Source organism: Streptomyces sp. NPDC013457 (assembly GCF_043089925.1).
Classification (GTDB): Bacteria; Actinomycetota; Actinomycetes; order Streptomycetales; family Streptomycetaceae; genus Streptomyces.
This window is the reverse complement of record NZ_JBICBL010000001.1, coordinates 620,124-638,829: the sequence shown is the minus strand read 5'-3', so window position 1 is coordinate 638,829 and position 18,706 is coordinate 620,124. Positions and strand designations below refer to the sequence as shown.

17 protein-coding genes are annotated in these 18,706 nt (G+C 71.9%); 10 read left to right on the top strand and 7 right to left on the bottom strand.

Annotated features, from left to right (window positions below):
• Nucleotides 1-260: 260 nt before the first annotated feature.
• Complete coding sequence (locus ACF1G2_RS02805) at nucleotides 261-1,073, top strand: SAM-dependent methyltransferase (RefSeq protein ID WP_391796506.1); 813 nt, start codon at nucleotides 261-263, stop codon at nucleotides 1,071-1,073.
• Nucleotides 1,070-3,235, top strand: coding sequence for a putative bifunctional diguanylate cyclase/phosphodiesterase (locus tag ACF1G2_RS02800; RefSeq protein WP_391796505.1), 2,166 nt, complete (start codon nucleotides 1,070-1,072; stop codon nucleotides 3,233-3,235). The genes ACF1G2_RS02805 and ACF1G2_RS02800 overlap by 4 nt, the downstream gene beginning before the upstream one ends.
• A gap of 58 nt (nucleotides 3,236-3,293) precedes the next feature.
• Here the strand turns inward: ACF1G2_RS02800 and ACF1G2_RS02795 are convergent, their stop codons facing one another.
• Entirely contained in the window at nucleotides 3,294-4,172 is an 879-nt protein-coding gene (locus ACF1G2_RS02795; RefSeq protein ID WP_391796504.1) for a LysR family transcriptional regulator, read from the bottom strand.
• 72 nt (nucleotides 4,173-4,244) lie between these two features.
• Here ACF1G2_RS02795 and ACF1G2_RS02790 point away from each other — a divergent pair, with 72 nt between their 5' ends.
• The 3 genes from ACF1G2_RS02790 to ACF1G2_RS02780 are packed head-to-tail and all read left to right on the top strand — an operon-like array spanning nucleotide 4,245 to nucleotide 7,703.
• The gene (locus ACF1G2_RS02790) at nucleotides 4,245-4,955 is read left to right on the top strand and encodes a succinate dehydrogenase (protein WP_391796503.1); all 711 of its coding nucleotides are present in this window, start codon (nucleotides 4,245-4,247) and stop codon (nucleotides 4,953-4,955) included.
• Between the two features lies 1 nt (nucleotide 4,956).
• Nucleotides 4,957-6,957: a fumarate reductase/succinate dehydrogenase flavoprotein subunit gene (locus tag ACF1G2_RS02785; RefSeq protein ID WP_391796502.1), complete on the top strand. Its 2,001-nt coding sequence runs from the start codon at nucleotides 4,957-4,959 to the stop codon at nucleotides 6,955-6,957.
• Nucleotides 6,954-7,703 carry a succinate dehydrogenase/fumarate reductase iron-sulfur subunit gene (locus ACF1G2_RS02780; protein ID WP_391796501.1) on the top strand — a complete coding sequence of 250 codons (750 nt, stop codon included), beginning with the start codon at nucleotides 6,954-6,956 and terminating at the stop codon, nucleotides 7,701-7,703. Before ACF1G2_RS02785 ends, ACF1G2_RS02780 begins: the two co-directional genes overlap by 4 nt.
• A gap of 41 nt (nucleotides 7,704-7,744) precedes the next feature.
• Here the strand turns inward: ACF1G2_RS02780 and ACF1G2_RS02775 are convergent, their stop codons facing one another.
• The gene (locus ACF1G2_RS02775) at nucleotides 7,745-8,599 is read right to left on the bottom strand and encodes a helix-turn-helix domain-containing protein (RefSeq protein WP_391796500.1); all 855 of its coding nucleotides are present in this window, start codon (nucleotides 8,597-8,599) and stop codon (nucleotides 7,745-7,747) included.
• 130 nt (nucleotides 8,600-8,729) lie between these two features.
• On the opposite strand from ACF1G2_RS02775, the gene ACF1G2_RS02770 reads away from it, so the two are divergent.
• Complete coding sequence (locus ACF1G2_RS02770) at nucleotides 8,730-9,278, top strand: YceI family protein (RefSeq protein ID WP_391796499.1); 549 nt, start codon at nucleotides 8,730-8,732, stop codon at nucleotides 9,276-9,278.
• A gap of 13 nt (nucleotides 9,279-9,291) precedes the next feature.
• On the opposite strand, the gene ACF1G2_RS02765 is transcribed toward ACF1G2_RS02770, so the two are convergent.
• Together ACF1G2_RS02765 and ACF1G2_RS02760 are read right to left on the bottom strand one after the other, a co-directional pair.
• The gene (locus ACF1G2_RS02765) at nucleotides 9,292-11,643 is read right to left on the bottom strand and encodes an ATP-binding cassette domain-containing protein (protein ID WP_391796498.1); all 2,352 of its coding nucleotides are present in this window, start codon (nucleotides 11,641-11,643) and stop codon (nucleotides 9,292-9,294) included.
• Between the two features lie 9 nt (nucleotides 11,644-11,652).
• Entirely contained in the window at nucleotides 11,653-12,783 is a 1,131-nt protein-coding gene (locus ACF1G2_RS02760; protein ID WP_391796497.1) for an LLM class flavin-dependent oxidoreductase, read from the bottom strand.
• 397 nt (nucleotides 12,784-13,180) lie between these two features.
• Between ACF1G2_RS02760 and ACF1G2_RS02755 the strand changes: the two genes are divergently transcribed.
• On the top strand, nucleotides 13,181-13,669 hold the full coding sequence (locus ACF1G2_RS02755) for a hypothetical protein (protein ID WP_391796496.1): 489 nt from the start codon (nucleotides 13,181-13,183) through the stop codon (nucleotides 13,667-13,669).
• Between the two features lie 56 nt (nucleotides 13,670-13,725).
• On the opposite strand, the gene ACF1G2_RS02750 is transcribed toward ACF1G2_RS02755, so the two are convergent.
• The 3 genes from ACF1G2_RS02750 to ACF1G2_RS02740 are packed head-to-tail and all read right to left on the bottom strand — an operon-like array spanning nucleotide 13,726 to nucleotide 15,533.
• Nucleotides 13,726-13,944, bottom strand: coding sequence for a dodecin (locus tag ACF1G2_RS02750; RefSeq protein WP_391796495.1), 219 nt, complete (start codon nucleotides 13,942-13,944; stop codon nucleotides 13,726-13,728).
• Between the two features lie 26 nt (nucleotides 13,945-13,970).
• Nucleotides 13,971-14,735, bottom strand: a complete 765-nt coding sequence (locus ACF1G2_RS02745; protein WP_391796494.1) for a GntR family transcriptional regulator — start codon at nucleotides 14,733-14,735, stop codon at nucleotides 13,971-13,973.
• A 30-nt stretch (nucleotides 14,736-14,765) separates the two neighbouring features.
• Entirely contained in the window at nucleotides 14,766-15,533 is a 768-nt protein-coding gene (locus ACF1G2_RS02740; protein ID WP_391796493.1) for a GntR family transcriptional regulator, read from the bottom strand.
• Nucleotides 15,534-15,715: 182 nt separating this feature from the next.
• On the opposite strand from ACF1G2_RS02740, the gene ACF1G2_RS02735 reads away from it, so the two are divergent.
• The 3 genes from ACF1G2_RS02735 to ACF1G2_RS02725 are packed head-to-tail and all read left to right on the top strand — an operon-like array spanning nucleotide 15,716 to nucleotide 18,698.
• Nucleotides 15,716-16,972, top strand: coding sequence for an extracellular solute-binding protein (locus ACF1G2_RS02735; RefSeq protein ID WP_391796492.1), 1,257 nt, complete (start codon nucleotides 15,716-15,718; stop codon nucleotides 16,970-16,972).
• On the top strand, nucleotides 16,969-17,868 hold the full coding sequence (locus ACF1G2_RS02730) for a carbohydrate ABC transporter permease (RefSeq protein WP_391796491.1): 900 nt from the start codon (nucleotides 16,969-16,971) through the stop codon (nucleotides 17,866-17,868). The genes ACF1G2_RS02735 and ACF1G2_RS02730 overlap by 4 nt, the downstream gene beginning before the upstream one ends.
• Entirely contained in the window at nucleotides 17,865-18,698 is an 834-nt protein-coding gene (locus ACF1G2_RS02725; protein ID WP_391796490.1) for a carbohydrate ABC transporter permease, read from the top strand. The genes ACF1G2_RS02730 and ACF1G2_RS02725 overlap by 4 nt, the downstream gene beginning before the upstream one ends.
• The last annotated feature ends 8 nt before the right edge of the window (nucleotides 18,699-18,706 follow it).

The following is an 18,706-nucleotide window of genomic DNA, read 5'->3' as shown; positions in this document are numbered from 1 at the left end:
GCCGCGCTTCCGGCCTGCCGGCCCGCCGTCACCTCCCCGGTGACGGCGGGCCGGCGCACGTCCGTATGCACGTGAAAATGCACGAGCTGAAGGCGTGAACCTTTCTCTTCCGCTCGCACGTGCCAATGGCGTGTGACGAAGAACGGACCGCGAATTTCCGTTTCCACTCGCTCTCGCGACGGGCGATCAGTAGCCTCTGCTCGAACACCGGCCGCGAACACCTGGCCGCGTCCCCCGTGGTTGACTCGTTGGAGACAGTGATGGAGCGTCCCGCCTGGGCCCCGCCGGGCATCGATATCTCGGTGCCGAGCGTGTCCCGAATGTACGACTTCTATCTGGGCGGCTCGCACAATTTCGAGGTCGACCGCGAAGCGGCCCGCAAGGCCATGGAGTTCATGCCGGGGCTCCCCAAGGTCATGCAGGCGAACCGTGCCTTCATGCGCCGCGCCGTGCGCTACGCCGTCGCCGAGGGCGTCACCCAGTTCCTCGACATAGGCTCCGGCATACCGACGTTCGGCAACGTCCACGAGGTCGCCATGGCCGCCTCGCCCGACGCGCGCGTGGTGTACGTCGACCACGACCCGGTGGCCGTGGCGCACAGCCGGGCCGTGCTGGAGGGCGAGGAGCGCGCCGCCGTCGTCGCGGCCGACCTGCGCAAGCCCCGGGAGATCCTGGACAGCGCCGAGGTCCGCCAACTCCTGGACTTGGAGCGGCCCGTGGCGCTGCTGCTGGTGGCCGTCCTGCACTTCCTCGAGGACGAGGACGAGCCCCGCGCGGCGGTCGCCGAGCTGCTCGACGCCCTCGCCCCCGGCAGCCTGCTCGTGCTGACCCACGCCTCCTACGAGGGCATCCCGCTGACGGAGGACGAAGCCGCGGGTACCGTCGGTGTGTACCGGCAGATCCGCAACCCCCTCGTCATGCGCTCGCACGCCGAGATCAGCCGGTTCTTCGACGGCTGCGAGCCGGTCGAGCCCGGCGTGGTATCCATGCCGGAGTGGCGGCCCGAGAGCCCGGTGGAGGAGGAGGATCCCTACGCCTTCTCGGGCTTCGCCGGTGTGGGGCGCAAGGCGTGAAGGTGCCGTCGCAGCCGTCGGGCTCCGGTGCGGAACCGGACAGCCTGGAGGACAGACTCCGGCGGTTCGTGACCATCTGGAGCCGGGCCACCTTCCCTGTCACGGCCACCTCCATGACCCGCGCCGAGTTCGAGCAGCAACTGATGCCGCTCGCCCGCGCGCTGTGCGCCGCGCTGCACGACCGGTCCCTGGACACGGCGCCCGCCCACGGCGCCGGCGCCGCGCTGGTCGGCATCCACTGCACGGAGCCCGACGCGCTCAGCCGCACCCTCGGCGTCATCGACGCCTACCTGGTGCTCTACTGCGGTGACGAGGAGAGCGCCTCCACGGAGGAGCTGCGGGCCCGCTGTTCACGGCTGCAGCACGCGATGGCGGCCGGCTTCGCCCAGGCACTGCGCGAGCGGACCCGCGCCGAGCAGGAGGCCATCGCCCGCTCCGCGCTCAGCGCCCGCAACGCCGCCGAAGTCGCCCTGCACACCACCGAGAGCCGCTTCCGGGCGGTCTTCGACGGGGCGGCGGTCGGGATCGGCATCGCCGACCTCGAAGGGAACGTCCTGGAGGTCAACGAGACCCTCACCCGGATGTTCGGCGGTCTGGACGGGCAGATCCGCGCGCGCAAGGTCAAGGAGTGGGCCCACCCCGAGGACGGCCCGCACGTCTGGAAGCTCTACGACGAACTCGTGCGCGGCGAGCGCGAGCACTACCGCGTGGAGAAGCCGTACTACCGGGGCGACGGCACGGTCCTGTGGACCAACCTCACGGTCTCGCTGCTGCGCGACGCCGAGGGCTTCCCGCAGTACCAGCTCGCCCTCCTGGAGGACACCACCGAGCGGCGGCTGCTCAACCTGCGCCTGCGGTACGAGGCGACCCATGACGCGCTCACCGGGCTGCCCAACCGGACCCTGTTCTTCGAGCGCCTGGAGAAGGCCCTCAGCTCGGCCGACGGCGGCCGTTTCGGCCTCTGCTACCTCGACCTGGACGGCTTCAAGGCGATCAACGACAGCCTCGGCCACGCGACCGGCGACCGGCTGCTCGTCGAGGTCGCCGACCGGCTGCAGAGCTGCGCCACCGCCCCGGGCGAGATGGTGGCCCGCCTCGGCGGCGACGAGTTCGTCGCGCTGACCACCGGTCCGCACACCGAGCGCGAGGTCGCCGAGCTGGCCAACCGCATCCTCGCCACGCTCGCCACCCCCGTCCGGATCGACGGCCGTGAGCTGACGGTCCGCGGCAGCGTCGGTGTCGTCGAGGGACCGGCGGGGGAGCGGACACCGGCCGAGGTGCTGCGCAGCGCCGACATCACCATGTACCGCGCCAAGTCGGCCGGCGGAAACCGCTTCGAGTTCGCCGACGCCGAGGCCGACGCCCGGGCGATCACCCGGCACGGGCTGACCACCGCGCTTCCGGCGGCCCTGGAACGCGGCGAGTTCTTCATCGAGTACCAGCCGCTGGTACATCTCGGCGACGGCAGCGTACACGGCGCCGAGGCGCTCGTACGGTGGTGCCATCCGCAGCACGGCGTACTGGGGCCCGACCGGTTCATCCCGCTCGCGGAGAACACCGGGCTGATCGTGCCGCTGGGCCGCTGGGTCCTCCAGGAGGCCGTCCGCCAGGCCCGGTTCTGGCAGGCCCGGCACGCCGACGGCGGCCCGCTGCGCATCAACGTCAACCTCTCGCCGACCCAGCTGCACCATCCGCGCCTGGTCGCCGACACCGTCGACGTCCTGGAGCGCTCGGGCCTCGAACCGGGCGCGCTCTGCCTGGAGGTCACCGAGTCGGCGCTGATCGGCGCGGACGACGACCTGCTGAAGCCGCTGCGCCAGCTCGCCGAGATGGGTGTGGACATCGCGCTCGACGACTTCGGCACGGGCTACTCGAACCTGGCCAATCTGCGGCGGCTGCCGGTGAGCGTCCTCAAGCTGGATCGTTCCTTCACCCAGGGCATGCAGCAGCACCCCGCCGACCCGGTCGACCTCAAGATCGTGGAGGGCATCGTCTCGCTCGCGCACAGCCTGGAACTGGCGGTGACGGTGGAGGGCGTGGAGACGGGCGCACAGGCGCAGCAGCTCAGGGAGCTCGGCTGCGACACCGCGCAGGGCTGGTACTACGCCCGCCCGGGCGCTCCGGACCGCATCCACTCCCTGCTCCTGGCGGACGCGGTGTAACACCCGCCGAGGGACACGTTCCCGCCAGGGGACGGTGCCGGCCCCGACCGGGGCGCGGTCAGGTGGACCGGAGGAGCAGGCGCTGCAGCTCCCGCGCGGCCCGGGGCGGTGCCACGTCGCTGCGGTGGGCCAGCGCGATCGTACGGCGCAGCCCCGGACGGGCCAGGGCCGTGACCCGGAGGTCGCGGCCCGCGCGGGCCGCGACCATGGCCGGCACCACCGCCGCCCCGAGGCCCGCGCGGACGAAGCCGAGCACCGCGTCCATCTCGCCGCCCTCCACCGTGAACGTGGGCTCGAAGCCCTCCGCCCGGCACGCGGCCACCGTCAGCTCCCGCAGGTCGTACCCGTGCCGGAACATCACCAGCGGCTGGTCGCGCAGATCCGCGATCCGTACCGGCCGGGCCGGCGCCCGGCCCGCCGCGCTCGACACCACCACCAGATCCTCGCGCAGCAGCTCGACCGTCGTCAGGGCCGGGGACGGCGTCGGCAGCGGCAGCACCACGAGGGCGAGGTCGAGCGCGCCACGCGCCAGCTCCCGTACGAGGTCGTGCGAGCCGCCCTCCTCGATGAGGAGCTGGATCCCGGGGTGGAGATCGTGGAAGGCGCGGAGCACATCCGGCAGCAGACCCGTGCAGAGGCTAGGCGTCGCACCGAGCCGAACCCGCCCGCGCCTCAGCTGCACCAGCTCCTGCACCTCGTGGCGCGCCGTGTCCGTGTCCGCCAGGATCCGGCGCGCGAGCGGCAGCAGCGCCTCGCCGGCGTCGGTCAGCGTGATGTTCCCCCGCGCCCGGCTGAACAGCTCCGCCCCCAGCTCCTTCTCCAGGGCCCGGATCTGCTGCGAGAGCGAGGGCTGGGAGACGTGCACCCGCTCGGCGGCACGCGTGAAGTGCCGGGTCTCGGCCACCGCCACGAAGTACTGGAGCTGCTGGAACTGCATAGGCTCAGCCTATCGAGATGAGCCGGACCATGTCTTGGACCTCTCGGGCCCTTCGGCCCTAGCGTCGGATGCATGGCTCTGGCAACGAAGGCGGCACCCCCGCCGCCCACCCGCCCCCGCGGCTTCTGGTCCTCGACCATCGGCAAGAAGACCGTCATGGCCGTCAGCGGTCTGCTCATGCTCGGCTACCTCGTGGCCCACGTCATGGGCAACCTCAAGGTCTTCTTCGGCCCCGAGGAGTTCAACGCCTACGGCCACTGGCTGCGCACCATGGGCGCACCGGTCCTGCACTACTCCTGGGCCCTCTGGCTCGTCCGGATCGTGCTGCTCGCCGCCGTGGTCGGCCACGCCGTCTCCGCGTACCAGCTCAGCAGGCGCGACATCAAGGCACGGCCCACCGGCTACGTGCACCGCCGCAGGAAGTCGTCGTACGCCACGCGCACCATGCGCTGGGGCGGGATCATCCTGGCCCTCTTCATCGTCTGGCACATCCTGGACCTGACCACCGGCACCGTCCACACCGGCGGCTTCCAGGAGGGTCACCCGTACCAGAACGTCGTGGACACCTTCTCCACGTGGTACGGCAACGTGATCTACATCGTCGCCATGCTCGCCGTCGGCCTCCACGTCCGCCACGGCTTCTGGAGCGCCGCGCAGACCCTCGGCGTCGGCAACGCCCGGCGCGAGCGGCTGCTCAAGGCCCTCGCGAACGGCCTCGCGCTCGTCCTGACCGCGGGCTTCGTCTCCGTACCCGTAGCCGTCATGACCGGAGTGGTGAGCTGACATGAGCTTCCTCGACTTCACGACCGGTGAGCCGGTCGTCGACCACAAGGCCCCCGCGGGACCGATCGCGGAACGCTGGGACACCCGGCGCTTCCAGGCCAGGCTGGTCAACCCCGCCAACCGCCGCAAGCACACCGTCATCGTCGTCGGCACCGGCCTCGCCGGCGGATCCGCCGGCGCGACCCTCGCCGAACAGGGCTACCACGTCGTCCAGTTCTGCTACCAGGACTCCCCGCGGCGCGCCCACTCCATCGCCGCCCAGGGCGGCATCAACGCGGCCAAGAACTACCGCAACGACGGCGACTCCGTCCACCGCCTCTTCTACGACACCGTCAAGGGCGGCGACTTCCGCGCCCGCGAGTCCAACGTCCACCGCCTCGCGCAGATCTCGGTCGAGATCATCGACCAGTGCGTCGCCCAGGGCGTCCCCTTCGCCCGCGAGTACGGCGGACTGCTCGACACCCGCTCGTTCGGCGGCGTCCAGGTCTCCCGTACCTTCTACGCCCGCGGCCAGACGGGCCAGCAGCTGCTTCTCGGCGCGTACCAGGCGCTCTCCCGCCAGATCGCCGCGGGCAACGTCGAGATGCATGCCCGCACCGAGATGCTCGACCTGATCGTGGTCGACGGCCGGGCCCGCGGCATCGTCGCCCGCGACCTGATCACCGGCGCTGTCTCCACCCACTACGCGGACGCGGTGGTCCTCGCCAGCGGCGGCTACGGCAACGTCTTCTACCTGTCGACGAACGCCATGAACTCCAACGCCACCGCCGTCTGGCGGGCCCACCGGCGCGGGGCGTACTTCGCCAACCCCTGCTTCACCCAGATCCACCCCACCTGCATCCCGCGCACCGGCGACCACCAGTCCAAGCTGACGCTGATGAGCGAGTCGCTGCGCAACGACGGCCGCATCTGGGTCCCCAGGGCGAAGGGCGACAACCGGCCGGCCGCCGAGATCCCCGAGGACGAGCGCGACTACTACCTGGAGCGCATCTACCCCTCCTTCGGCAACCTCGTCCCGCGTGACATCGCCTCCCGTGCCGCGAAGAACGTCTGCGACGAGGGGCGTGGTGTCGGCCCCGGCGGACAGGGACAGAGGGGCGGAGCCGAAGGCTTCTCGGGCGAGGGTGGTGGCGGGCGACGGGAGGGCGTGTACCTGGACTTCGCCGACGCCATCCGGCGGATGGGCCGCAAGGCAGTCGAGGAGAAGTACGGCAACCTCTTCGACATGTACGAGCGGATCACCGCCGAGAACCCGTACGAGGTCCCGATGCGGATCTATCCCGCCGTGCACTACACGATGGGCGGACTCTGGGTCGACTACGACCTCCAGACCACTGTGCCGGGCCTGTTCGCCATCGGCGAGGCCAACTTCTCCGACCACGGCGCCAACCGGCTGGGCGCCTCCGCGCTGATGCAGGGCCTCGCCGACGGCTACTTCGTGCTGCCCTCCACCATCAGCGACTACCTCGCACGCCACCCGCACTCCGAACCTGTCACCGACGAACACCCGGTGGTCCGCGAGGTGTTGGCTGAGACAGAGGACCGGATCAACCTCCTGCTCGCCGTGGACGGAGACCGGACCCCGGACTCCTTCCACCGCGAACTCGGCGAACTCATGTGGGAGTTCTGCGGGATGTCCCGCACCGACGAGGGCCTGCGCACGGCGCTGGGGCGCATCCCGCAGATCCGCGAGGAGTTCTGGCGCCGCATCAAGGTCCCCGGCACGGGCGAGGAGTTCAACCAGTCGCTGGAGAAGGCCAACCGGATCGTCGACTACCTCGAACTGGCCGAGCTGATGTGCCTCGACGCGCTGAACCGCGCCGAGTCCTGCGGCGGCCACTTCCGCGAGGAGTCCCAGACGCCGGACGGCGAGGCCGCGCGGCGCGACGAGGAGTACTCGTACGCGGCGGCCTGGGAGTTCACCGACGGCGGCGCACCCGTCCTGCACAAGGAAGACCTCGTCTTCGAGTACGTCCACCCCACCCAGCGGAGCTACGCATGAAGCTCACCCTGCGCATCTGGCGCCAGAAGAACGCCGACGCCCCCGGCGCCATGTCCACCTACGACATCGACGGCATCTCCTCCGACATGTCGTTCCTGGAGATGCTCGACACGCTGAACGAGGAGCTCATCCTGCGCGGGGAGGACCCCGTCGCCTTCGACCACGACTGCCGCGAGGGGATCTGCGGCGCGTGCAGCCTGGTCATCGACGGAGACGCCCACGGCCCCGAGCGCACCACCACCTGCCAGCTCCACATGCGGTCCTTCCGCGACGGCGACACCATCGACATCGAGCCGTGGCGTGCCTCCGCGTTCCCCGTGGTCAAGGACCTGGTGGTCGACCGGTCCGCCTTCGACCGCATCATCCAGGCCGGCGGCTACATCAGCACCCCCACGGGCTCGGCCCCCGAGGCCCATGCGACCCCGGTGCCCAAGGCCGACGCCGACTTCGCGTTCGAGCACGCCGAGTGCATCGGCTGCGGCGCGTGCGTGGCCGCCTGCCCGAACGGATCGGCGATGCTGTTCACCTCGGCGAAGGTCAACCATCTGAACGTGCTGCCCCAGGGCGCCCCGGAGCGCGAGACCCGGGTCCTCGACATGGTCGGCCAGATGGACGCCGAGGGCTTCGGCGGCTGCACGCTCACCGGGGAGTGCGCGACGGCCTGCCCGAAGGGGATCCCGCTCCCGTCGATCGCGGCCATGAACAAGGAGTGGCTCCGCGCGACGCGCAGGTCCGGCCGTCGGTAGGGAGGTCGAGGTCGGACCCGCGGCCTCCGCGGCCCTCCCGGTCAGCCGCCGACCGCCCGCAAGGTGCCCGGCCGGCGGCCGACCAGCCGGTCCAGGGCGGCGGAGGACGCCTCGTCGGCGGGCAGCCGTACCACGAGCCGCTGCCCGTCGGCCTCGGCCAGGTCGAGCACCTCGTACGCGAGCCGCAGCTCACCGGCCTCGGGGTGCACCAGCCGCTCGACCCCCGAGCGCTCCGGCAGCACACCGGCGGAGGCCAGCCGGTCCGAGAAGGCCGCGCCGGCGGTGACCGTCAGCTCTCTGGCCAGCTCGGCCATCGCCGGATCGGAGCCGGTGACGCCGAAGTACAGCCCCGCCACCTGCTGGTCGGCGACCCGGTCCCAGTCCGGGTAGACCTCCCGGGCCCTCGGATCGGTGAGGACGTACCGCGGCAGGCTCGGCGGATCGCCGTCGAGCAGGCCCACCGGCCCCGCGAGCCGCGCGAAGCCGTCGCTGTACGCGACGATCTCACCGAGCATGTTCGTCACCGCGGCCGGCGTCTCGCCGAGCCGGTCGAGCAGCGCACGCACGGTGGACCGCACCTCACGGGCCGGGGCCGGAGCGAGCGAGCACATGTGCTGGTCCTGCCCGTGCTTCTGCAGCCGCCGCATATGGACCCGGGCGTCGAGCGGCAGCCGCAGGGCGTCGCTCAGCGCGCCGAGGACCTGGGCCGACGGGTTGCGGTCCCGGCCCTGCTCCAGGCGTGCCAGGTACTCGACGCTGATCCCGGCGAGCATCGCCAGCTCCGTCCGCCGCAACCCCGGGGTCCGTCGGCGTGTCCCGGCGGGCAGCCCGGCCTCGGCGGGTGTCAGGGCCTCGCGTCGGGCGCGCAGGAACGCTCCCAGTTCGTTGTCGCTCACTCCACGATCGTACGAGCGCGGGGCGAGAACAGGGTGGCCCTGTCACTACCAGGCTCGTCACTACCAGGCTGCGCACTACCCGTCCGGGCGCGGCCTTCCTCGCGGGACGGCGAGGCCCCAGCGTGGAGCCATGACCACTGAACAGCAGACCAGCCCGACCGCACTTCCGCTGACCGCCGGCCGCTGGGCCTTCGACCCGCTGCACTCCGCCGTCGGCTTCACCGTCCGTCACCTCGGCATCTCCAAGGTGCGCGGCCGCTTCAACGACCTCGACGCGGAGCTCGTCGTCGGTGAGAGCCTGGCGGACTCGTCGATCACCGCGACCGTCGCGCTGGCCTCCATCGACACGGGCAACGCGGACCGTGACGCGCATGTGCGGGCCGCGGACATGCTCGACGTGGAGAAGCGCCCCACGATGACGTTCCGCTCGACCCGGATCGGCGGTGCGGACGGGGAATGGACGCTCCAGGGCGACCTCACCATCGGGGACGTCACCCGGCCCGTCACCTTCGACGTGGAGTTCGGCGGAGTCGTGGAGGTGCCGATGGAAGGCAGCCGGCACGCGGGCTTCGACGCCACGGGTGAGTTCCGCCGCAGCGACTTCGGCCTGGACTTCGCCCCCGGCTTCCTCGGTGACGTGATCAAGGTGAGCCTGGAGGTCCAGTTCGTGGAGCCCTAGCTCACCGGGGGCATCAACCGCCGAGCCGGGCCGCGAGATAGCGCGCGGTCCGGCTCTCCGGCGCGGCGGCCACCGCGTGCGGCGGGCCCTCGGCAACGATCCTGCCGCCCTCCTCGCCGCCGCCCGGACCGAGGTCGAGCACCCAGTCCGCCGTGGCGACCACGTCCATGTCGTGCTCGACGACGACCACCGAGTGCCCGGCGTCGACCAGGCCGTGGAGCTGGCGCATCAGCACCTCCACATCGGCCGGGTGGAGGCCGGTCGTCGGCTCGTCCAGGACGTAGAGGGTGTGTCCGCGGCGCAGCCGCTGGAGCTCGGCGGCGAGCTTGATGCGCTGGGCCTCGCCCCCGGACAGCTCGGTCGCCGGCTGGCCGAGCCGGAGATAGCCGAGGCCGACGTCGAGCAGCGTGCGCAGACTGCGGGCGGCCGCCGGGGTGTCGGCGAAGAAGCCGGCCGCCGACTCGACCGTGAGATCCAGGACCTCCGCGATCGTGAGCCCCCGCAGTCGCACCTCGAGGGTCTCCGGGTTGTAGCGGGCGCCCCGGCAGTCGGGGCAGGGGGTGTACGTGCTCGGCAGGAAGAGCAGCTCGACCGAGACGAAGCCCTCGCCCTGACAGGTCTCGCACCGCCCGCCGGGCACGTTGAACGAGAACCGTCCCGCCTTGTACCCGCGCTCCCGGGCCTCCTCGGTGGCCGTGAACAGCTTGCGCACCACGTCGAAGAGACCGGTGTACGTCGCGAGGTTGGAGCGCGGCGTCCGCCCGATCGGCCTCTGGTCCACCGTCACCAGCCGCTCCACGCCCTCCAGTTCCTCGCCGAGCGTGCCGACCAGGGTCGACTTGCCCGACCCCGAGACCCCGGTCACCGCCGTGAGGACCCCGGTGGGGAAGGCCGCGTCGACCGCCTTGAGGTTGTGCCGGCTGACCGGCCCGGTGCGCAGCCAGCCGGTGGGCCGGCGCACCGTCCGCGCGGGGGCGGGCGCGCGGTCGAAGAGGAAACGGCGGGTCGCCGACTCCTCCACTCCCGCGAGGTCCCCCGGCGGACCGCTGTGCAGCACCCGGCCGCCGTGCACCCCCGCCCGGGGGCCGACGTCCACGATCCAGTCGGCGTGGCGGATCACGTCGAGATGGTGCTCCACCACGAACACCGTGTTGCCGGCGGCCTTGAGCCGGTCGAGGACGACCAGCAGCGCCTCGGTGTCGGCCGGGTGCAGACCCGCGGACGGCTCGTCGAGTACGTACACGACACCGAAGAGACCTGAGCGCAACTGGGTCGCCAGGCGAAGCCGTTGGAGCTCGCCGCTGGAGAGTGACGGGGTGGTGCGGTCCAGGCTGAGGTAGCCGAGGCCCAGCTCGGTCACCGTGCCGATCCGCGCGACGAGGTCCTCGGTCAGGAACCGCGCCGTCTCCGAGCCGTCGTGCTCCGTCAGAAGCCCCGCCAGAGCCGTCAGCGGAAGAGCGGCCAGCTCGGCGATCGTGCGTCCCGCGAAGGTCACCGCGAGCGCCTCCGGCCGCAGCCGGCTGCCCTCGCACACCGGGCACGGCGCGCTGGTCAGGAAGCGCTCGGCCTTCGCCCGCAGCGTGGCGCTCTTCGAGTCGGAGAACGTGTGCATCACATAGCGGCGGGCGCTCATGTACGTTCCCTGGTACGGGCGTTGGATGCGACCCGCATCCCGTACCGGATGGACCGTGACGACCGGCTGCTCGTCGGTGAAGAGGATCCACTCCCGGTCCTTCGCGTCGAGCTCCCGCCACGGCCGGTCGACGTCGTGGCCGAGCGCGTCCAGCACGTCGCGCAGGTTCTTGCCCTGCCAGGCGCCGGGCCACGCGGCGATCGCCCCCTCCCGGATCGACAACTCCGGGTCGGGTACGAGGAGTTCCTCGCCGGTCTCGTGGACGAGGCCCAGACCGTGGCACTCGGGGCAGGCGCCGACGGCGGTGTTCGGCGAGAACGAGTCGGAGTCGAGCCGCGCGGCCCCCGCCGGATACGTCCCGGCGCGGGAGAACAGCATGCGCAGCGAGTTGGAGAGCGTGGTGACCGTGCCGACCGACGAGCGGGTGTTCGGCGAGGATCGGCGCTGTTCGAGGGAGACCGCCGGGGGAAGCCCGGTGATCTCGCCGACCTTCGGCGCCCCCACCTGATGGATCAGCCGCCGGGCGTAGGGCGCGACCGACTCGAAGTAGCGGCGCTGGGCCTCCGCGTAGATCGTCCCGAACGCGAGCGAGGACTTGCCGGAGCCGGACACCCCGGTGAAGACGGCGATCGCGTCACGCGGGACGTCCACGTCGACGCCGGCGAGGTTGTGCTCGCGGGCGCCGCGGACGCGGACGTACGGGTCATGGCCGTCGATGCGAGTGTCGGGCATTCCGCAATTCTAGGTGTTTGCGCTGGTCAGGCCCGCCACGCGAGCCAGACGGCGGTACGAGTCGAGGAGCGCCGCACGGTCGTACGTACTGGTCGTCACCAGCACTTCCTGAGCCCCGCTCTCCTTCACCACCCGCTCCAGCGCGTCGCCGACCTGCTCCTCCGTGCCGTACAGGTGTCCCGTCAGACCCGACTCGAAGAAGCCGCGCTGCTTGTCGGTCATGGGGAGCCGCAGGATCTCCTCCACGGGCCTGAGAGGCGGGAAGACGCCCTGGGTGCGGGAGTGGGCGAGCGACCACGCCTCCGGTATCAGCAGGCTCCGCGCCTCCTCCTCGGTCGCGGCGACGGCGACGGTGCCCGCGATCACGACGTAGGGCTCCTCGGACCACGCCGAGGGGCGGAACGCGGACCGGTAGGCGTCGACGGCGCCCAGCATCCGCTCCCTGCCTCGCAGATCGCCGATCACCAGCGGCAGCCCCGCCTCGGCGGCGATCGTCGCGCCCTCGCCTGTCGCAAGGACGTACGGCGGGATCCGCAGACCCTCCGCCGGGCGGGCGTGCACCTGGGGGTGGGCGGTCTGGGTGCCCTCGAACCAGCCGAGGAGCTCGGACAGCTGCTCGCCGAAGCGGTCCGCGTCCTCCTTGTCCCGGCCGAGCGCGCGCCGGATCCCGTCGGTGAAGCCGACGGAGCGGCCGAGTCCCATGTCGATCCGGCCCGGGAACAGCGACTCCAGGACGCCGAACTGTTCGGCGACGACCATCGGCTGGTGGTTGGGGAGCATCACCCCACCGGTGCCGACCCGGATGGACGAGGTCGCGGCGGCCACGGCGGCCGCGAGCACGGTCGGCGCGGAACCGGCCACGCCGGGCACGCTGTGGTGCTCGGAGACCCAGAACCGGTGGTACCCGAGCGCCTCCGCCTGCCGCGCGAGCTCCACGCTCGCCCGCAGGGCGACGGCCCCGTCCTCACCCTCCCGGGTCCGGGAACGGTCGAGGACGGAGAAGCGGATGCCGCCGAGAGAAGAGGTCACGCAGGGTTCAACGCGTGCGGGCGCGGAGGATTCCCGGGCGGGCGGGGCGGGGCGGGGCGGGGCGAGGCGGGGCGGGGCGGGGCGAGGCGGTCGGCGACGGCATTCCTGCATGCGGGCGTCCCGGAAGTCCGGCACTCCGGCGTCCCGGAACTCCGGCGCCTCAGCGCCCCGTATGTGGCGCCCCGGCACCCGGTGCCCCAGCGCCCCGCCACTTCGGCGTCGCGGCGCCCCGCCACTCCGCGCGTCTCCGCCCCCCCGGCGCCTCAGCGCCCCAGTACTCCAGCCGCGCGGCGACCCGGCGCCCAGCACTCCGCGCGTCTCCGCCCCTCTGTGCCCCAGCGCCCCGGTACTCCGGCGTCGCGGCGCGCCGGCGCCCCAGCACTCCGGCGTCGCGGCGCCCCAGCGCCCCGGTACTCCCCGCGTCTCCGCCCCCCGGCACCCCCGGCCTCCCGGCCCCCCCCGGCGGGCCGCGTGCCCCCGCCTCGTCCGTCCTGCCTACGCTGTCCGTGTGACGCGCAACCGCAGCCCCCTCGCCGTGTTCGACCTCGACAACACCCTCGCCGGCACCGCCCACCGGCAGCGGTTCCTGGAGCGCCGGCCGCGCGACTGGACGGCGTTCTTCGCCGCGGCGCCGCACGACCCGCCGCTCGCGGAGGGTGTCGCCCTGTGCCTGGAGGCCGCCGAGGAGTGCGAGATCGTCTATCTCACCGGGCGCCCCGAGCGCTGCCGCCGGGACACCGTCGCATGGCTGGCCGCACAGGGACTGCCGGAAGGCGCCCTCCACATGCGGCGTGACCGCGACTTCCGCCCCGCGCGCCAGACCAAGCTGGAGATCCTGCGCCGGCTCGGCCGCGACCGGGAGATCCGGATGCTCGTCGACGACGACGAACTGGTCTGCGACGCGGCCGAGGAGGCCGGCTTCACGGTCGTACGGGCCCGCTGGGCGACCGCTTCGGAGGCGCTGAAGGACGCGCAGGAGAAGGAGGGCCGTACCTGACCTGAGGGAAGGCCGACGCCCGGCCCCTCAGGAGCCGCCCCTCACGACGCGCCCCCTCAGGAGCCGCCCTCCTCCAGCCGGAACCCGACCTTGAGCCCGACCTGGTAGTGGCCGATCTGCCCGTCGACGATGTGGCCGCGGACCTGCGTCACCTCGAACCAGTCCAGACCCCGGAGGTTCTGTCCGGCACGCTGGATGCCGTTGCGGATGGCCTGGTCGACGCCGTCGGGGGAGGTGCCGACGATCTCGGTGACGCGATACGTGTGGTTCGACATGGCGGCCGAACTCCTCTCGGTGGGGGTCACTCCACGGTGCCCCACCACGCCCCGGTCCGCGACACGTCGGGCGCCGGGTGGTCGGGCGCGCCGTCGGCGAGCGCGAGGCGGGAGACGATCCGGTAGCGGTCGCCCCGGTAGAGCGAGCGGACGTACTCCACCGGGCGTCCGCCCGGGTCCGAGGTGATCCGGTCGAAGAGCAGCGCGGGGGAGAGGACGGGGACGTCGAGCAGCGCGGCCTCCTCCTCGCTCAGGACCGTCGGCTCGATCGACTGCACGGCCCGCGCCGTCCGGATGCCGCACTTCTCCCGCAGGTGGGCGTAGAAGCCGCGCTCCATGTCGGCCGCCGTCAGACCCGGGACCAGTTCGGCCGGGACGTGCAGGTGTTCCAGGGCGATCGGTGCGCCGTCCACCCGCCGCAGCCGCGCCACGTAGACCAGCTCCGCAGCAGGGGAGACCGTCAGCTTCCGGCCGATCCGCGCGCCCGCCCGCACGGTACGGAACTCGAGCACCGTGCTCGTCCAGCTGCCCCTGCTCGGCGGCGCCCCCGCCGCGTGGTCCTCGGCCACCAGTTCCTGGGTGATCTTGGCGGGGGCGACGAACATGCCGCGGCCGTGCTCCCGTACGAGCGCTCCCGTGGCGACCAGCTCGTCGACGGCGGCCCGCAGGGTGGGGCGCGAGACGCCGAGCGTGGCGCACAGCGTGCGCTCCGAGGGGATCGCGTCGCCCGGGCGACGGCCGTCGATCACGGCCAGCAGATGCTCCCGTACCCGCTCCCGCTTGAGTTCCATCGCGTGCCCTCCCCGCCGTGGTTCCGGCGGTCAGTATGCATCGCCCTCCGTCGAGGAGGTCACGACGCCGTCGCGGGTGAAGTCGAGGCGGGAGACGATCCGGTAGCGGTCGCCCCGGTAGACCGAGTGGACGTACTCGACGGGCCGGGCCGAGGTGTCGAGGGTCAGACGCTCGATCAGCAGGGCGGGGGAGAGGACGGGGACGTCGAGCAGGCGCGCCTCCGCCTCGCTGACGACGGTCGGTTCGATGGACTGTGTCGCCTCCCGGACGTGGATGCGGTGGTGCTCGCGCAGATGGTCGTAGAGGTCGCCGGCCTCCAGCTCCTCGGCGGTGAGCGCGGAGGGCACCAGGTCCGCCGGGATGTGGAGGTGCTCGATGGCCATGGGGGAGCCGTCGACCAGGCGGAGCCGGGCGATGTAGAGCAGTTCGGCGGCGGGGGAGACCCGGAGCTTGCGTCCGATCCTGGCCCCCGCCCGCGTCCTGGCGGACTCGAGCACCGTGCTCGACCAGCTGCCCGCCGCCCGGGGCACGGCGAACGCCGTGTCGTCCGGGGCGAGTTGCTGGGTGATCTTGGCGGGGGCGACGAACATGCCGCGCCCGTGCTCCCGTACGAGCGCTCCCGTGGCGACCAGCTCGTCGACGGCGGCCCGCAGGGTGGGGCGCGAGACGCCGAGCGTGGCGCACAGCGTGCGCTCCGAGGGGATCGGGTCACCCGGGCCGCCCGCCTCGATCAGCCCCAGCAGATGCTCCCGCACCCGCTCCCGCTTCAGCACCCCGCCCGAGGGGCTGTCCTTCATGCGCTCTCCCTGACTCCTGACTGGTCAACTGGTAAGCCTCATCCTAGCCAGACTCCCGGGCGGCGAGTCTGTGAACAACGCATATTTTTCAAGGGGTTGACGGCCTCATTGGTCCATGCCACCTTCTGGTCACGCAGCTGACCACTTGACCAATTGGTCAATTCTCCTTCTCCGAGGTGCCCGTGAAGACCAGATCCCTCGCAGCGCCCGTCGCCGTCGCGGCGACCCTCGCCCTCTGCGCCACCGCGTGCGGCTCGACGGACGACCCGAAGGCCGGAGACTCCGGCGAGGTGACCGTGTGGATCATGAAGGACAGCGTCACCGACGACTTCCTCGCCCGTTTCCGCGCCGACTTCGAGGCGACGCACCAGGGCACCACCCTCGACATCCAGATCCAGGAGTGGGACGGCATCGGCGAGAGGGTCACCGCCGCCCTGGCCGGCAACGACGCCCCGGACGTCATCGAGGTCGGCAACACGCAGATCGCCCAGTACGCGGTGAGCGGCGGCGTCCGCGACCTCAGCGACAAGGCCGACGAGCTGAACGGCGCCGACTGGCTGCCCGGACTCGCCGAGCCCGGCAGGATCGACGGCAAGCAGTACGGCATCCCCTGGTACGCCGCCAGCCGGGTCGTCATCTACCACAAGGACCTCTTCGCGCAGGCCGGCATCACCGCCCCGCCCAAGACCCGCGAGGAGTGGCTGGCCGTCACCGCCAAGCTCAACAAGGGCCCGACCCAGGGCATCTACCTGCCCGGCCAGAACTGGTACGCCCTCGCCGGCTTCGTCTGGGAGGACGGCGGCGACCTCGCCGTACGCGACGGCGAGACGTGGAAGGGCGCACTCGACACCCCGGAAGCGCTGGCCGGCATGGAGTTCTACCGGCAGCTCCAGGCCCTCGGCAAGGGGCCCAAGGACTCCGACGAGGCCAAGCCCCCGCAGGCCGACGTCTTCGCCAAGGGCGACGTCGCCCAGATCATCGCCGTACCGGGCGGCGCGAAGATCGTCGAGGAGGCCAACCCCGCGCTCAAGGGCAAGCTCGGCTTCTTCCCGATCCCCGGCAAGTCGGCCGACAAGCCCGGCGCCGTCTTCACCGGCGGCTCGGATCTCATCGTCCCCGAGGCCTCCGCCCACCCCGACGCCGCCTACGAGGTCATCAAGGCGCTCGCCGGTGAGAAGTGGCAGACGGAGATGGCCAGGACGATGAGCTACGTCCCCAACCGCACCTCGCTCGCCAAGGTCATCCAGGACGACCCCGGCACCGCCGCCATGGCCGCCGGGGCCGCGCAGGGCCGCGCGACGCCCAACTCCCCCCAGTGGGCGGCCGTCGAGGCCACCAACCCGATCAAGCAGTACCTGACCGCCGTGCTCACCGGTACCGACCCGGCGAAGGCCGCCAAGGACGCGTCGGAGAGCATCACCAAGACCCTCGGCTCGTGAGCGGGCGGCGCCGGGCCGCACTCTGGCCCTACCTCCTCGTCGCGCCGACGGTCCTCGGCGGCGCCCTGCTCCTCGGCTACCCTCTCGTCCGCAACCTGCTGATCTCGCTCCAGCACTACGGGATGGGCGAACTGATCCGGGGCGACGCGGTGTTCGTCGGACTCCGCAACTACCGGACCGTCCTGGCCGACCCCGAGTTCTGGGAGGTCGTCCGGCGCACCTTCTGGTGGACCCTGATCAACGTCGCGCTGATCATGGTGATCGGCACCCTGGTCGCGCTGATGATGCGCAGGCTGAGCCGGCGGATGCGGATCCTGGTGACGAGCGGGCTGGTCATGGCATGGGCCAGCCCGGTCATCGCCACCACCACCGTCTTCCAGTGGCTCTTCGCCTCCCGTCTCGGGGTCGTCAACTGGGTGCTCGTGCGGATGGGGTTCAGCTCCTACGAGGGGTACTCCTGGCTCGCCGACGGCACGGCCGCCTTCACCGTCCTCGTCCTGCTCGTGGTCTGGCAGTCCGTCCCGTTCGCGGCCATCGCCCTGCACGCGGCGCTGATGACCGTCCCCGAGGAGCTGTACGAGTCGGCCCGGCTGGACGGGGCCGGGGCCTGGCGGATCTTCCACGCGATCACCCTGCCCCTGCTCCGCCCCCTCTTCGGCCTGGTCCTCTGCCTCGAGGTGATCTGGGTCTTCCGCTGCTTCGCCCAGATCTGGGCCGTCACCCGCGGCGGCCCGGGCGACGCGACCACCACGCTGCCGGTCTACGCCTACCGGATCGCGCAGTCCCTGCACCGCTACGACCTCGGCTCGGCCGTCTCGACCCTGACCGTGCTCCTCCTGGTCGCCGTGCTGATCGCCTACTTCCGTCAGTTGCTCCGGCAGGAGGCCGACCGGTGACACCCCGCGCGCTGCGCCGCCTACCGCTGAACACGGCCGCGGCGATCGTCTTCGTCCTCGCCGTCTTCCCCGTGTACTGGATGGTCCTGACCGCTTTCAAACCCACCCGTGACATCCAGACCGAGACCCCGGTCTTCCTGCCCACCTCCCTCACCCTGGAGCACTTCGCCGACGCCGTGGAGGCGGACGGATTCTGGCTCTTCTGGCGCAACAGCCTTCTCGTCACGGCCGGCTGTGTCCTGCTCGCGCTCGTCGTCGCGCTCGGTGCCGCGTTCGCCGTCGCCCGGATGCGCTGGCGCGGCCGCCGGGGCTTCATCCTGATGGTCTTCATCGCCCAGGTGGCGCCCTGGGAAGCCCTGTTGATCCCCATGTACGTCATCGCCCGGGACGCCGACCTGCTCGACCGGCTGGCGACCCTGACCCTGATCTACTTCATGATCACGCTGCCCTTCACCATCGTGACCCTGCGCTCCTTCCTCGCCGCCGTCCCCGCCGAGCTCGAAGAGGCGGCCCAGGTCGACGGCTGCACCCGGGCGGAGGCGTTCCGCCGGGTGACCCTGCCGCTGCTCGCGCCCGGTCTCCTCGCCACCTCGCTCTTCGGATTCATCACCGCCTGGAACGAGTTCGCCTTCGCCAACATGCTGATCATCAAGAACCAGGACGACCGGACGCTGCCCGTCTGGCTCTCCTCCTTCTCCAACGTCTTCGGCACCGACTGGGGCGCCACGATGGCCGCCTCCACCCTCTTCGCCCTGCCCGTCCTCGTCCTGTTCCTGGTCCTGCAGGGCCGGGTCGCCGCCGGGATGACCGGCGGAGCCGTGAAGGGATAACGAGCACG